This is a genomic window from Streptococcus sp. 1032 (genome assembly GCF_013277015.1).
Classification (GTDB): domain Bacteria; phylum Bacillota; class Bacilli; order Lactobacillales; family Streptococcaceae; genus Streptococcus.
On the sequence record NZ_VMMD01000008.1, the window covers coordinates 63,565 to 78,378 of the forward strand.

General features: G+C 40.7%; 16 protein-coding genes. 9 read left to right on the forward strand and 7 right to left on the reverse strand.

The features are described 5' to 3' along the window. Positions 1-13: 13 nt before the first annotated feature. The 5 genes from HT711_RS01775 (at position 14) to radC (ending at position 6,243) form a co-directional block, all read left to right on the forward strand. Positions 14-565, forward strand: a complete 552-nt coding sequence (locus HT711_RS01775) for a GNAT family N-acetyltransferase (protein ID WP_173234134.1) — start codon at positions 14-16, stop codon at positions 563-565. Then, on the forward strand, positions 558-1,835 hold the full coding sequence (gene spxR, locus HT711_RS01780; RefSeq protein ID WP_173234034.1) for a CBS-HotDog domain-containing transcription factor SpxR: 1,278 nt from the start codon (positions 558-560) through the stop codon (positions 1,833-1,835). Before HT711_RS01775 ends, spxR begins: the two co-directional genes overlap by 8 nt. A 15-nt stretch (positions 1,836-1,850) precedes the next feature. Next, positions 1,851-2,711 carry a methionyl aminopeptidase gene (locus HT711_RS01785; RefSeq protein ID WP_000631543.1) on the forward strand — a complete coding sequence of 287 codons (861 nt, stop codon included), beginning with the start codon at positions 1,851-1,853 and terminating at the stop codon, positions 2,709-2,711. Between the two features lie 517 nt (positions 2,712-3,228). After that, positions 3,229-5,520 (forward strand): DNA helicase PcrA, encoded by a 2,292-nt coding sequence (gene pcrA / locus HT711_RS01790; RefSeq protein ID WP_112443667.1) that lies wholly within the window; start codon positions 3,229-3,231, stop codon positions 5,518-5,520. A 42-nt stretch (positions 5,521-5,562) separates the two neighbouring features. Then, positions 5,563-6,243, forward strand: a complete 681-nt coding sequence (gene radC, locus HT711_RS01795; RefSeq protein ID WP_173234036.1) for a DNA repair protein RadC — start codon at positions 5,563-5,565, stop codon at positions 6,241-6,243. Here the strand turns inward: radC and HT711_RS01800 are convergent. The 7 genes from HT711_RS01800 to HT711_RS01830 all read right to left on the reverse strand — a co-directional run bounded on the left by HT711_RS01800 (position 6,240) and on the right by HT711_RS01830 (position 11,012). Beyond that, positions 6,240-6,929 carry a gamma-glutamyl-gamma-aminobutyrate hydrolase family protein gene (locus HT711_RS01800; RefSeq protein WP_173234038.1) on the reverse strand — a complete coding sequence of 230 codons (690 nt, stop codon included), beginning with the start codon at positions 6,927-6,929 and terminating at the stop codon, positions 6,240-6,242. The genes radC and HT711_RS01800 overlap by 4 nt on opposite strands. Before the next feature lie 17 nt (positions 6,930-6,946). Then, on the reverse strand, positions 6,947-7,588 hold the full coding sequence (locus HT711_RS01805; RefSeq protein ID WP_000653414.1) for a redox-sensing transcriptional repressor Rex: 642 nt from the start codon (positions 7,586-7,588) through the stop codon (positions 6,947-6,949). An 82-nt stretch (positions 7,589-7,670) separates the two neighbouring features. Continuing rightward, positions 7,671-7,886, reverse strand: coding sequence for a DUF4649 family protein (locus HT711_RS01810; protein ID WP_000462491.1), 216 nt, complete (start codon positions 7,884-7,886; stop codon positions 7,671-7,673). A 7-nt stretch (positions 7,887-7,893) separates the two neighbouring features. Next, the gene (locus tag HT711_RS01815) at positions 7,894-8,241 is read right to left on the reverse strand and encodes a DUF1831 domain-containing protein (protein ID WP_001864230.1); all 348 of its coding nucleotides are present in this window, start codon (positions 8,239-8,241) and stop codon (positions 7,894-7,896) included. A gap of 4 nt (positions 8,242-8,245) precedes the next feature. After that, positions 8,246-9,361 (reverse strand): cysteine desulfurase family protein, encoded by a 1,116-nt coding sequence (locus HT711_RS01820; RefSeq protein ID WP_172931788.1) that lies wholly within the window; start codon positions 9,359-9,361, stop codon positions 8,246-8,248. 9 nt (positions 9,362-9,370) lie between these two features. Continuing rightward, complete coding sequence (locus HT711_RS01825) at positions 9,371-10,330, reverse strand: ribose-phosphate diphosphokinase (protein WP_173234041.1); 960 nt, start codon at positions 10,328-10,330, stop codon at positions 9,371-9,373. A gap of 112 nt (positions 10,331-10,442) precedes the next feature. After that, entirely contained in the window at positions 10,443-11,012 is a 570-nt protein-coding gene (locus HT711_RS01830) for a CYTH domain-containing protein (RefSeq protein ID WP_173234043.1), read from the reverse strand. A gap of 128 nt (positions 11,013-11,140) precedes the next feature. Between HT711_RS01830 and HT711_RS01835 the strand changes: the two genes are divergently transcribed. From HT711_RS01835 to pta, 4 genes are read left to right on the forward strand one after another with little or no spacing between them, the layout of a single operon-like run. Then, positions 11,141-11,812: a GTP pyrophosphokinase family protein gene (locus tag HT711_RS01835; protein ID WP_000171681.1), complete on the forward strand. Its 672-nt coding sequence runs from the start codon at positions 11,141-11,143 to the stop codon at positions 11,810-11,812. Further along, positions 11,796-12,614 (forward strand): NAD kinase, encoded by an 819-nt coding sequence (locus HT711_RS01840; RefSeq protein WP_000799049.1) that lies wholly within the window; start codon positions 11,796-11,798, stop codon positions 12,612-12,614. Before HT711_RS01835 ends, HT711_RS01840 begins: the two co-directional genes overlap by 17 nt. Continuing rightward, positions 12,611-13,507 carry an RluA family pseudouridine synthase gene (locus tag HT711_RS01845; protein WP_173234045.1) on the forward strand — a complete coding sequence of 299 codons (897 nt, stop codon included), beginning with the start codon at positions 12,611-12,613 and terminating at the stop codon, positions 13,505-13,507. Before HT711_RS01840 ends, HT711_RS01845 begins: the two co-directional genes overlap by 4 nt. 42 nt (positions 13,508-13,549) lie before the next feature. Then, positions 13,550-14,524 (forward strand): phosphate acetyltransferase, encoded by a 975-nt coding sequence (pta, locus tag HT711_RS01850; protein WP_173217834.1) that lies wholly within the window; start codon positions 13,550-13,552, stop codon positions 14,522-14,524. Positions 14,525-14,814: the final 290 nt, after the last annotated feature.

The following is a 14,814-nucleotide window of genomic DNA, read 5'->3' on the forward strand; positions in this document are numbered from 1 at the left end:
CGTAGAGGTGTTTATGAATATTTGGACCAAATTAGCAATGTTTTCTTTTTTTGAAACGGATCGCTTGTATTTGCGTCCTTTCTTTTTTAGTGATAGTCAAGACTTCCATGAGATAGCCTCAAATCCTGAAAATTTACAATTTATTTTCCCAACTCAGGCAAGTCTGGAAGAGAGTCAATATGCGTTGGCCAATTACTTTATGAAGTCCCCTTTGGGAGTATGGGCAATTTGTGACCAGAAAAATCAACAAATGATTGGTTCTATTAAATTTGAGAAGTTAGATGAAATCAAAAAAGAAGCTGAGCTTGGCTATTTTTTGAGAAAAGATGCTTGGTCTCAAGGATTTATGACAGAGGTTGTTAGAAAAATTTGTCAGCTTTCTTTTGAGGAATTTGACTTAAAACAATTATCCATCATTACCCACCTTGAAAATGAAGCTAGTCAAAAGGTTGCTCTTAAATCTGGATTTAGTTTGTTTCGTCAGTTTAAGGGAAGTGATCGTTACACAAGAAAAATGCGGGATTATCTTGAATTTCGGTATGTAAAAGGAGAATTCAATGAGTAAGCATCAGGAAATTCTAAGCTATTTGGAAGAATTACCAGTAGGTAAAAGGGTCAGTGTTCGTAGTATTTCAAATCATCTGGGAGTCAGTGATGGAACTGCCTATCGGGCCATTAAAGAAGCTGAAAACCGTGGAATTGTGGAGACCCGTCCTAGAAGTGGAACAATCCGCGTCAAATCCCAGAAAGTTGCGATTGAAAGATTAACTTTTGCTGAAATTGCAGAAGTGACTTCTTCTGAGGTTCTGGCTGGGCAAGAAGGTTTAGATAGAGAATTTAGTAAGTTTTCAATTGGTGCCATGACTGAACAAAATATCCTGTCCTACCTTCACGATGGGGGGCTCTTGATTGTCGGAGACCGAACCCGTATTCAGTTGCTAGCCTTGGAAAATGAAAATGCCGTTCTGGTTACAGGGGGATTTCAGGTTCATGATGATGTACTTAAACTGGCCAATCAAAAAGGGATTCCTGTTCTGAGAAGCAAGCATGATACTTTCACTGTCGCGACCATGATCAATAAAGCCTTGTCAAATGTCCAAATCAAAACGGATATTTTAACTGTTGAGAAGCTTTATCATCCAAGTCATGAGTATGGTTTTCTGAGAGAGACAGACACTGTTAAAGATTATTTGGACTTAGTTCGTAAGAATCGAAGCAGTCGTTTTCCAGTTATTAACCAACATCAGGTTGTCGTTGGAGTTGTAACTATGAGAGATGCGGGCGATAAGTCACCAAGTACCACAATTGACAAGGTTATGTCGCGTAGTCTATTTTTAGTTGGATTATCGACAAATATTGCCAATGTTAGTCAACGGATGATTGCTGAAGACTTTGAAATGGTACCAGTTGTTCGGAATAATCAAACCTTGCTTGGAGTTGTGACACGACGAGATGTCATGGAGAAGATGAGCCGTTCCCAAGTTTCGGCTCTACCGACTTTTTCTGAGCAGATTGGACAAAAACTTTCTTATCACCATGATGAAGTAGTGATTACAGTGGAACCCTTTATGCTTGAGAAAAACGGTGTTTTAGCTAACGGTGTATTGGCGGAGATACTGACTCACATGACCCAAGATTTGGTTGTGAATAGTGGCCGCAATCTCATTATCGAGCAAATGCTGATCTACTTTTTGCAGGCTGTTCAGATAGATGATATACTGCGCATTCAAGCACGGATTATTCATCATACGAGACGATCAGCTATTATTGACTACGATATTTATCATGGTCACCAGATTGTTTCAAAAGCAAATGTAACCGTTAAAATTAATTAGAAACTAGGAGAAAAAATGATAACATTAAAATCAGCTCGTGAAATCGAAGCTATGGATAAGGCCGGTGATTTTCTAGCAAGTATTCATATCGGCTTACGTGATTTGATTAAGCCTGGCGTAGATATGTGGGAAGTTGAAGAGTATGTCCGCCGTCGTTGTAAGGAAGAAAATTTCCTTCCGCTTCAGATTGGGGTTGACGGTGCAATGATGGACTATCCTTATGCTACCTGTTGCTCTCTTAACGATGAAGTAGCTCACGCTTTCCCTCGTCACTATATCTTGAAAGATGGTGATTTGCTCAAAGTTGATATGGTTTTGGGAGGCCCAATTGCTAAATCTGATTTGAATGTCTCAAAATTAAACTTCAACAATGTTGAGCAAATGAAAAAATACACTCAGAGCTATTCTGGTGGTCTGGCAGACTCTTGTTGGGCTTATGCTGTAGGTACACCGTCCGAAGAAGTCAAAAATTTGATGGATGTAACCAAAGAAGCTATGTACAAGGGGATTGAGCAAGCTGTTGTTGGAAACCGTATCGGTGATATTGGAGCGGCTATTCAAGAATATGCTGAAAGTCGTGGTTACGGTGTAGTGCGTGATTTGGTTGGTCATGGTGTTGGCCCAACTATGCACGAAGAACCAATGGTTCCTAACTATGGTATTGCAGGTCGAGGACTCCGTCTTCGTGAAGGAATGGTCTTGACTATTGAACCAATGATCAATACAGGTGACTGGGAAATTGATACAGATATGAAGACCGGCTGGGCGCATAAGACCATTGACGGTGGACTATCTTGTCAATATGAACACCAATTTGTCATTACGAAAGATGGTCCTGTTATCTTGACTAGTCAAGGTGAAGAAGGAACTTATTAATAAAAAGTGAAAAGACTACTGGAAGTTTATTTTGATAAAAAATCCAGTAGATCTTTTTATAATAAAACGTATTGTATCAAGCTTTTAATGCCTGGTATAATGCGTTTTTCTGATTTTAAGATTTTCTTCAACTTTGTTTGTAACGACATTATAACAGAGGATCTAGGATTCAGGGCTCTCCTCCTATATACTATTAGTAAAGCAAAACTAGGGGAGAATATTTTAGTGTCGCAATCTATTGTTTCTGTAGAGGTTCCACAATATTGTCGTTTTGATTCTAAAAAGAGCAATGAAATTCTGTTTAACGTTCGTATTGCCAATCTTAAATTTACCTTTTTCATATTGAAGTATTGAGCTAGTTTATGAAAAAATTGAATGAAAGAGTTGAGTGTTTTAGAAACCTACAGTGTAGTATTCTAGTTTCAATCCACTATATTTTGCTACTCCCCGTAAAGTTTCTATTTTCCCTGAATTCTGATATAATAGAAATATTGACTTCAAGAGTAAGGAAGAGAAGATGAACGCATTATTGAATGGAATGAATGACCGTCAGGCTGAGGCGGTGCAAACGACAGAAGGTCCCTTGTTGATTATGGCGGGGGCTGGCTCTGGAAAGACCCGAGTTTTGACCCACCGTATTGCTTATCTGATTGATGAAAAGCTGATCAATCCGTGGAATATCTTGGCCATTACCTTTACTAATAAGGCTGCGCGTGAGATGAAAGAGCGTGCTTATAACCTTAATCCAGCCACTCAGGACTGTCTGATTGCGACCTTCCACTCCATGTGTGTGCGTATTTTGCGTCGCGATGCGGATCATATTGGCTACAACCGCAATTTTACTATTGTAGATCCAGGGGAGCAGCGAACTCTCATGAAACGCATTCTCAAGCAGTTGAACTTGGATCCTAAAAAATGGAATGAACGAACTATTTTGGGGACCATTTCCAATGCTAAGAATGATTTGATTGATGATGTTGCCTATACTGCTCAAGCTGGCGATATGTATACGCAAATCGTGTCCCAGTGTTACACTGCTTATCAAAAAGAGCTTCGTCAGTCGGAGTCGGTTGACTTTGATGATTTGATTATGCTGACCCTGCGTCTCTTTGATCAAAATCCTGATGTTTTGACTTACTATCAACAGAAATTCCAATACATCCACGTTGATGAGTACCAAGATACCAACCATGCCCAGTACCAACTAGTCAAACTCTTAGCGTCTCGCTTTAAAAATATCTGTGTGGTTGGGGATGCGGATCAGTCTATCTACGGCTGGCGTGGTGCTGATATGCAGAACATCTTGGATTTTGAAAAGGATTATCCTCAAGCCAAGGTAGTTTTGTTGGAGGAGAATTATCGTTCCACCAAAACCATTCTCCAAGCGGCCAACGAGGTCATTAAAAACAATAAAAACCGTCGTCCTAAGAATCTCTGGACTCAAAATGCTGATGGGGAGCAAATCGTTTACTATCGTGCCAATGATGAACTAGATGAGGCTGTATTTGTAGCCAAAACCATCGATGAACTTGGTCGGAGTCAAAACTTCCTTCACAAGGATTTTGCAGTTCTCTATCGGACTAATGCGCAGTCCCGTACTATTGAGGAAGCCCTGCTCAAGTCCAATATTCCTTATACCATGGTCGGAGGAACCAAGTTCTACAGCCGTAAGGAAATCCGAGATATTATCGCTTACCTCAACCTCATTGCTAATTTGAGTGATAATATTAGTTTTGAGCGTATTATCAACGAACCGAAACGTGGAATTGGTCCAGGTACAGTTGAGAAAATCCGTGACTTTGCCAATATGCAAGACATGTCTATGCTAGATGCTTCAGCCAATATTATGTTGTCTGGTATCAAGGGTAAAGCAGCCCAGTCAATTTGGGATTTTGCAAATATGATTTTGGATTTGCGGGATCAACTGGACCAGTTAAGCATTACTGAGTTGGTTGAGGCAGTTCTAGAAAAAACAGGGTACGTTGATATCCTTAATGCTCAAGCAACCTTAGAAAGCAAGGCTCGAGTTGAAAATATCGAAGAGTTTCTTTCTGTGACGAAAAACTTTGATGACACCTCTGATGGGTCAGAAGAGGAAACTGGTCTGGACAAGCTGAGTCGTTTCTTAAATGATTTAGCCTTGATTGCGGATACAGATTCAGGTAGTCAGGAGACATCAGAAGTGACCCTGATGACCCTGCATGCTGCCAAAGGTCTCGAGTTTCCAGTTGTCTTTTTGATTGGGATGGAAGAAAATGTCTTCCCACTTAGTCGTGCAGCTGAAGATCAAGATGAATTGGAAGAAGAGCGCCGTCTAGCCTATGTAGGTATCACGCGTGCAGAGAAAATCCTCTATCTGACAAATGCCAACTCGCGCCTGCTTTTTGGTCGTACCAACTACAACCGTCCCACTCGTTTTATTAACGAAATCAGCTCGGACTTACTTGAGTATCAAGGTCTGGCTCGTCCAGCAAATACAAGCTTTAAGGCATCATATAGCAGTGGTGGTCTTGCCTTCGGTCATGGTATGAGTTTGGCTCAGGCTCTTCAAGACCGTAAACGCAGTGCAGCACCAAAAACTATCCAGTCAAGCGGTCTTCCATTTGGTCAATTTACAGCTGGAGCAAAATCAGCTTCTAGCGAGACGAATTGGTCCATTGGTGACATTGCCCTCCACAAGAAATGGGGAGAGGGAACTGTTCTGGAAGTTTCAGGTAGTGGTGCTACGCAGGAATTGAAAATCAATTTCCCAGAAGTAGGTTTGAAAAAACTTTTAGCTAGTGTAGCCCCAATTGAGAAAAAAATCTAATTTTTCATCCTTCTCACGAATAATAAAGTGAGGAGGATTTTTATGTACAGTATTTCATTCCAAGAAGATTCATTATTACCAAGAGAAAGACTGGCTCAAGAAGGAGTGGAAGCGCTCAGTAACCAAGAGTTGCTAGCTATTTTACTCAGAACAGGAACACGTCAGGCTAGCGTTTTTGAAATTGCCCAGAAAGTTTTGAACAACCTTTCAAGGCTAACGGATTTGAAAAAAATGACCCTGCAGGAATTGCAGAGTCTGTCTGGTATCGGCCGTGTTAAGGCCATAGAGTTACAAGCTATGATTGAACTGGGGCATCGTATTCACAAACACGAAACCCTTGAGATGGAAAGTATTCTCAGCAGTCAAAAGTTAGCCAAGAAGATGCAACAGGAGTTGGGACATAAAAAACAAGAGCACTTGGTGGCGCTCTATCTCAATACTCAAAATCAAATCATCCATCAACAGACCATTTTTATCGGTTCTGCAACTCGTAGTATCGCTGAACCGCGAGAGATTCTTCACTATGCAATCAAGCATATGGCGACTTCACTTATCTTGGTCCACAATCATCCTTCAGGAGCGGTAGCACCTAGTCGAAATGATGATCATGTTACTAAACTTGTCAAAGAAGCCTGCGACCTGATGGGGATTGTTCTCTTGGACCATTTGATTGTCTCTCACTCCAGTTACTTTAGTTATCGTGAAAAGACGGATTTAATCTAAAGTTCATTAACGACATAGTCAAAGAGGTTTTTATCTTTTGTACGATTTTCAAATAGAAACTCTGGATGCCATTGGACACCGAGAAAGGCAACATCATCCGTACTCATGACAGCCTCAATGATACCATCTTTAGGATCATGAGCTGCAATCTTTAAGTTAGGTGCTAAATCCTTAATACTCTGATGGTGGAAGGAGTTGATATGGGAGATTTCTCCATAGATTTCTCGAAGAATAGTATCAGGTTCTGTTACCAAGCGTTGAGTTGTGTATTCGGCAGAACAATCCTGCCAGTGGTCTTCGATATCTTGGTACAGAGTTCCGCCCATGGCAACGTTAAAAAGCTGAGTCCCACGACAGACAGAAAAAACTGGCTTTTTCTGTTTAATAGCTTCCTTGATGAGGGCCAGTTCGAAGATATCTCTTTGAAGGTGGTAGTCATCGCTATCAATAGTTTTTGGTTCACCATAGAATTTTGGATCAACATTTTGCCCACCTGTCAAGATGAGCTTGTCAATCAAATTGATATAGTGGCTAGCCATTTCTTGATCACCAATCGGTAGGATGATGGGAATCCCTCCAGCGTCTTTAACGCCTTCAACAAAGCCTTTTGCTGCGTAGCTCATCATGATGTCATCATCTGGATGAGTTTTTTCGTTTCCTGTAATCCCTATAACTGGTTTTTTCATAAAATGATTTTCGCTTTCTAATCCTCTTTTCGCATGAAGTAGAGGAGAGTTTGGAGTTCACTTGTCAAATCGACATACTGAACGACCACGTCTTTTGGTAAATGCAGATGGACTGGTGAAAAACTGAGAATTCCTTTCACGCCAGCATCTACCAAGAGATTGGCAACCTCTTGTGACTTGACGCTGGGAACTGTCAGGATAGCAGTCTTCACATCAGCATCCTTGATTTTATCCTTGATTTGAGAAATTCCGTAAATGGGAATTCCATCAGGAGTTTGGCTACCGACTTCAGGATGGTCATCTAGGTCAAAGGCCATGATAATCTTCATCTTGTTACGCTCATGAAAGCGGTAGTGGAGAAGGGCATGGCCCATATTTCCAATACCAACCAGCATGACATTGGTGATGGAGTTATCATTAAGCAAATCGGCAAAAAACGTCATCAGTTTTTTGACATCATAGCCAAAACCACGACGACCTAGTTCACCAAAATAGGAAAAATCACGACGTACGGTCGCTGAATCAATACCGATAGCCTCTGCAATTTGCTTAGAGTTGGCACGTTCAATCTTTTCTGCATGAAATCTCTTAAAAATTCGATAGTAGAGAGAGAGTCTTTTTGCTGTAGCTTTTGGAATAGCAGACTGTTTATCTTTCACAAAATCACAACCTTTCTATTCTTCTATTTTATAGAAACATTGTGAAAAAATCAACAAAAACAAGAAAAAACTAAGAAAAATCTTAGTTTTGATGTAAAAAATCTGCATGTGATAGAAAACGGTAGAGGTCTCCGACCAGACCCTGATAAACTTCCTGGCCCTTAAAAGTCAAAGAAGTCACATAAAGTGTATCTGGTAGAGTCACACATCCTGACAAAGCTAGCATGAGAGCCTCATAATCTTCATACTTGAGTGTACGCTCTACATGATAGCTGTCCTTATAGGTCAGTTCAAACATTTTGGCTCTATCTTTCCGATTTTGTAAAGACACCACGTTCTACTAAGCTATCCATGAGGAAATAGAATTTTTCCTGATGAATGTGGTGATCTTCTGATTTGAAAATATCAACTAGACGAAGGCCAAACTTGTCAGTGATATTGATTTTAGCACCTGTAAGTTCCTTGTTAATGATGATTTTGAGTTGGAAGCCTTCACCGCTGTTTGGCACTTTTTCAAGTAGGCGAGTCAATTCATAGTTACCAACCTTAGTCTCAAAAAAGGTGTTGTCCTTAAGGGTGAATTTTTTAACAGAAGGGCTAAGAGTGTAGTCGTAACGACAATTTTTTAACAGAATGGTTTTTTCAAATGCCATATGGCTAACCTCCGATAATTTCTTTTAAGGTTTTTGCGAGGGTATGTAGGTCTTCAACAGTATTTTCTGACGACAAACTGATGCGAACGGATTCTTTCAAGCGTTCTGAATTTGCCCCGTACATGGCTTCGAGAACATGGCTGGATTGTACAATGCCCGCAGTACAGGCTGAACCAGTAGAGATAGAAATTCCAGCCAAATCTAGACGAAGGAGTAAGAGGTCATTTTTCTGGCCAGGAAATCCAATATTGAGAACATAAGGAAGATGATGTTGTCCTCTATTCAGGTAATACTGAATTCCCTCTAGCTCTGCCAGAAAGGCAGTCTCTAGATTTTGTACATGTTGAAAATGTTCTTCTTGTTTTTCGAGGTCTTCTTTTAGGGCTGCAACCATACCCACGATGGCAGCTAGATTTTCAGTCCCTGCACGTTTTTTCTGTTCTTGGTCTCCGCCATGTAGATAAGAATCAAAGTCCATGCTAGATGCGTAGAGAAAGCCGATTCCCTTAGGGCCATGGAACTTGTGGGCAGAAGCAGTGAGAAAATCAATGCCCAATTCTTCTGGATGTATAGGGATTTTACCAATAACCTGAACTGCATCAACATGATAGGCAGCAGGGTGTTGCTTGAGTATTTGGCCAATTTCAGCAATGGGAAGTAGGTTTCCTGTCTCATTATTAGCAAACATGGTAGAAACCAAAATCGTATCGTCACGTAAGGCCTCTTGAATTTGCTGGGCAGTGATTTCCTGATTTTCTGGCTGGATAATGGTTGCTTCAAACCCAAAGTGCTGAACCAAGTAATCAATGGTTTCAAGGACAGCATGGTGCTCAATGGCAGTTGTGATGATATGTTTTCCTTGTTCTTGGTGACGAAGGCAGTAGCCAATGATAGCAGTATTGTTGCCTTCAGTCCCACCAGAAGTGAAAAAGATATGTTGAGGTTTTGTCCCCAGTAACTGAGCTAGTTCCTGACGGGCTTCTCGCAAGAGTTTGCCAGCTTGACGACCATGTCCATGAATACTAGAAGGATTGCCATGGGTTTCTTGTAAAACCTTGGTCATAGCTGAAATAGCAACTGCTGACATAGGAGTCGTTGCAGCATTGTCCAAATAAATCAAAGAATCACCTTATTTCTTTTTGTTGTAAGCAAAGAGTGGGCTGACTGGTTTTCTTTCGTGGATACGTACGATAGCGTCACCAATTAACTCACTAGCAGTGATGTAGCATACGTTTTTAGGAGTTTTTTCTTTTGTTGCTACTGAATCAGTCACAAGAATTTCTTTAATCTTAGTATTGTCAAGAAGTTCAGCAGCTCCTTCAACGAAGAGACCGTGGCTAGAAACAGCATAAATTTCTGTAGCTCCTTCACGTTCAACGATTTTAGCAGCTTCAGAGAAGGTACGTCCTGTATTAAGAATATCATCAATCAAGATGGCTTGTTTACCTTCAACATCACCGATAATATAACCTTCGTTGCGAGTTGCATCATCCTGAGGGTAGTCGATAATGGCGATAGGAGCATCAAGATATTCAGCCAGGCTACGAGCACGTTTTACACCTGAATTTTTAGGGCTAACGACAACAACATCTGAACCGAGTAGTCCCTTATCGCAGTAATGTTTTGCAAATAGGGGAACAGTGAAAAGATTATCCACTGGAATATCAAAGAAACCTTGGACCTGAACGGCATGCAAATCAAGAGTCAGGATACGATCAACCCCAGCCTTAACCAGCATATTGGCAACTAGTTTTGCTGTAAGTGGCTCACGAGGACAAGCAATGCGGTCTTGACGTGCATAGCCAAAATATGGAAGGACAACGTTGATACTGTGGGCACTTGCGCGCACACAAGCGTCGACCATGATTAACAATTCCATTAGGTGGTTGTTGACAGGGAAACTTGTTGATTGGATGATGTAAACATCATAACCACGGACACTTTCTTCAATATTCACTTGGATTTCTCCGTCTGAAAATTGACGTGATGATAGTTTTCCAAGTGGGACACCAACAGCTTCAGCAATTTTCTGTGCAATCTCTTGGTTAGAGTTGAGTGCGAAAAGTTTCATGTTTTTTCTATCTGACATTATAGACCGTCCTCTGTAAACTTTATAAATCCTAGTGATATTTGCCTTACATATATGAACTGGGATTCGTGTATTTTTATCTTTTCTATTTTACCAAAAAATGGAGATTATTTCAGCTATTTTTCATACTTTTGACAAATCGAACCAATTTTGAAGTAGCTTTTTGATAGGAAATCTGATTTTTCTCTAAAAATTGTTGGAAATCCTGTTTGCCTTGCTCGTGATTTTCCACTTCAAGCTCCAATTCGTAATCCGTCATATCAAAGTATTGACTTTCATCCAGAGCCATGAGACCAATAGATGTTTGCATTTCATAGCGAAGTGTTGTTAGACAACCAAGTACCTGCCAGTTCTTGCTTTGGATGCCATGTTTCGCCAATTCATCCAGTACTAGCCCTTGAGGAAGTTCTTCCTTAGACAGATAGTTTTCAGCATCTTTTAGTTGCAATTTTTGGTTGTATTCCATGTTTCCAACACTCTGCGGGACTTTGAGTGTCAACTCAGCCCAGTCTTCAAAGGTTCGAATGCGCATAGCGACTTTCTTTTCTCGCAGTTCAAAATCAGGCGTGTCGATGTAGTAATTTTTTTGAAGAACAGGAGTGACACCTGTGAACTGGTCTTTTAGACGGTTATATTCATCTTTTTTCAAGAGTGTTTTCAATTCAATTTCTAAATGTTTCATTTTTCTTACCTTTTCTTTATCGTTGAAAGCGGATTTATGGTATAATAAGCATTGTATTTATTGTATATGAATCTGGAGAAAAAATCAAAGATATTTTTGACGGATAATATGAGAACAAGGGAGAATATATGACCTTAGAATGGGAAGAATTTCTAGATCCTTACATTCAAGCTGTTGGTGAGTTAAAGATTAAACTTCGTGGTATTCGCAAGCAATATCGTAAGCAAAATAAGCATTCTCCGATTGAGTTTGTGACGGGTCGGGTCAAGCCAATTGAGAGCATCAAAGAAAAAATGGCTCGTCGTGGCATTACTTATGCGACCTTAGAGCACGATTTGCAGGATATTGCTGGCTTACGTGTGATGGTTCAGTTTGTAGATGACGTCAAGGAAGTAGTGGAGATTTTGCATAAGCGTCAGGATATGCGAATCATACAGGAGCGAGATTACATTACTCATCGAAAGGCTTCAGGCTACCGTTCCTATCATGTGGTAGTAGAATATACGGTTGATACCATCAATGGAGCCAAGACCATTTTGGCAGAAATTCAAATTCGTACCTTGGCCATGAATTTCTGGGCAACGATAGAACATTCTCTCAACTACAAGTACCAAGGGGATTTCCCAGATGAGATTAAGAAGCGACTGGAAATTACAGCTAGAATCGCCCATCAGTTGGATGAAGAAATGGGTGAAATTCGTGATGATATCCAGGAAGCCCAGGCTCTTTTTGATCCCTTGAGTAGAAAATTAAATGACGGTGTAGGAAACAGTGACGATACAGATGAAGAATACAGGTAAACGAATTGATCTGATAGCCAATAGAAAACCGCAGAGTCAAAGGGTTTTGTATGAATTGCGAGATCGTTTGAAGAGAAATCAGTTTATACTCAATGATAGCAGTCCGGACATTGTCATTTCCATTGGTGGAGATGGCATGCTCTTGTCGGCCTTTCATAAGTACGAAGACCAACTTGATAAGGTACGCTTTATCGGTCTTCATACAGGACATCTGGGCTTTTATACCGATTATCGTGATTTTGAGTTGGATAAGTTAATGACCAATTTGCAGCTAGATACCGGAGCAAGGGTTTCTTACCCTGTTCTAAATGTGAAGGTTTTTCTTGGAAATGGAGAGGTCAAGATTTTTCGTGCCCTCAATGAAGCCAGCATCCGCAGGTCTGATCGAACCATGGTGGCAGATATTGTCATCAATGGTGTTCCCTTTGAACGTTTTCGCGGAGATGGCTTAACAGTTTCGACACCGACTGGTAGCACTGCCTATAACAAGTCTCTTGGTGGTGCTGTTTTACACCCTACCATTGAAGCTTTGCAATTAACGGAAATTGCCAGCCTTAATAATCGTGTCTATCGAACTCTGGGCTCTTCCATTATTGTGCCTAAGAAGGATAAGATTGAACTCATTCCAACAAGAAATGATTACCACACCATTTCGGTTGACAATAGTGTCTATTCTTTTCGTAGTATCGAGCGAATCGAGTATCAAATTGATCATCATAAGATTCACTTTGTCGCGACTCCTAGCCATACCAGCTTCTGGAACCGCGTTAAAGATGCCTTTATCGGCGAGGTGGACGAATGAGGTTTGAATTTATCGCAGATGAGCATGTCAAGGTTAAGACCTTCTTAAAAAAGCACGAGGTTTCTAAGGGACTTTTGGCCAAGATTAAGTTTCGAGGTGGAGCTATTCTAGTCAATGACCAACCGCAAAATGCAACTTATCTATTGGACATTGGAGACCGCGTTACCATTGATATTCCTGCTGAGGAAGGTTTTGAAACTCTGGAAGCTATCGAGCGCCCACTGGATATTCTCTATGAGGATGACCATTTTCTAGTCTTGAATAAATCCTATGGAGTTGCTTCTATTCCTAGTGTTAACCACTCCAATACCATTGCCAATTTTATCAAGGGTTACTACGTCAAGCAAAATTATGAAAATCAGCAGGTTCACATTGTAACCAGGCTTGATAGAGATACTTCTGGCTTGATGCTCTTTGCCAAGCACGGCTATGCCCATGCACGATTAGACAAGCAGTTGCAGAAGAAGTCCATTGAAAAACGCTACTTTGCTCTGGTTAAAGGAGATGGATATTTAGAGCCTGAAGGAGAAATTATTGCTCCGATTGCGCGTGATGAAGACTCTATTATCACTAGAAGAGTAGCTAAAGGTGGGAAGTACGCCCATACTTCCTACAAGATTGTCGCTTCTTATGGAAATATCCACTTGGTCGACATTCGCCTGCATACTGGACGTACCCACCAAATCCGAGTCCATTTTTCTCATATTGGTTTCCCTTTGTTGGGCGATGATTTGTACGGAGGTAGTCTGGACGACGGCATTCAACGTCAGGCCCTGCATTGCCATTACCTATCCTTTTATCATCCATTTTTAGAGCAAGACTTGCAGGTATCAAGTCTCTTGCCGGATGATTTCAGTAACCTTATTAAACAGTTATCAACTAATACTCAATAAAATATATTAGAGTATAATTTATTATTTTAAAGGAGAAAACTCATGGAAGTTTTTGAAAGTCTAAGAGCCAACCTAGTTGGTAAAAATGTCCGCATCGTTCTACCTGAAGGAAAAGAACCTCGTATTCTTCAAGCTACGAAACGCTTGGTAAAAGAAACAGATGTTATTCCAGTCTTGCTTGGTAAACCAGAAAAAATTAAAATTTACCTTGAAATTGAAGGGATTCACGAGGGTTATGAAGTCATCGATCCTGACCACTACGCTAAGTTTGACGAAATGGTTGCTGCGCTCGTTGAACGTCGAAACGGTAAGATATCAGAAGAAGAAGCTACTAGACTCTTACGTGAAGACGTTAACTACTTTGGTGTAATGCTAGTATATATGGGCTTGGTTGACGGTATGGTTTCAGGTGCACTTCACTCAACTGCTGCAACAGTTCGTCCAGCCCTTCAAATCATTAAAACTCGTCCTAATGTTACTCGTACTTCAGGTGCCTTCCTAATGACTCGTGGTTCAGAACGTTACCTATTTGGTGACTGTGCTATCAATATCAATCCTGATGCAGATGCCTTGGCTGAAATTGCGATTAATTCAGCAATCACTGCGAAAATGTTTGGTATAGAACCAAAAATTGCTATGTTGAGCTATTCAAGTAAAGGTTCTGGTTTTGGTGATAACGTTGATAAGGTAGTAGCAGCTACACAACGTGCGCACGAACTACGCCCAGATCTTGAAATAGATGGGGAATTGCAATTTGACGCTGCCTTCCACCCTGAAACGGCAGCTTTAAAAGCTCCAGGAAGTAAAGTTGCTGGACAAGCAACTGTATTTATTTTCCCAAGTATCGAAGCTGGAAATATCGGTTACAAGATTGCAGAACGTCTCGGTGGTTTCTCAGCTGTGGGACCTGTTTTACAAGGTTTGAATAAGCCAGTTAATGACCTTTCACGTGGATGTAGTGCAGAAGATGTTTACAATTTGACTCTCATCACAGCAGCTCAAGCTGTTCATCAATAAGATTTAGTCCTCTTTCCCTTGGGAAGAGGCTTTTTATACTCAATGAAAATCAAAGAGCAAACTAGGAAACTAGCCGCAGGTTGCTCAAAGCACTGCTTTGAGGTTGCAGATAAAGCGGACGTGGTTTGAAGAGATTTTCGAAGAGCATCAGTAAATACTTTTATTCTGTTCTATCCATGAAACCAACATACTTACGTTTCAATAGGTAACCTTCCAATTGCTTGATTCCTTCGATACCTGTAGAGATAATGATCAAGAGACTTGTTCCCCCAAAGGCAACACCATCAGAA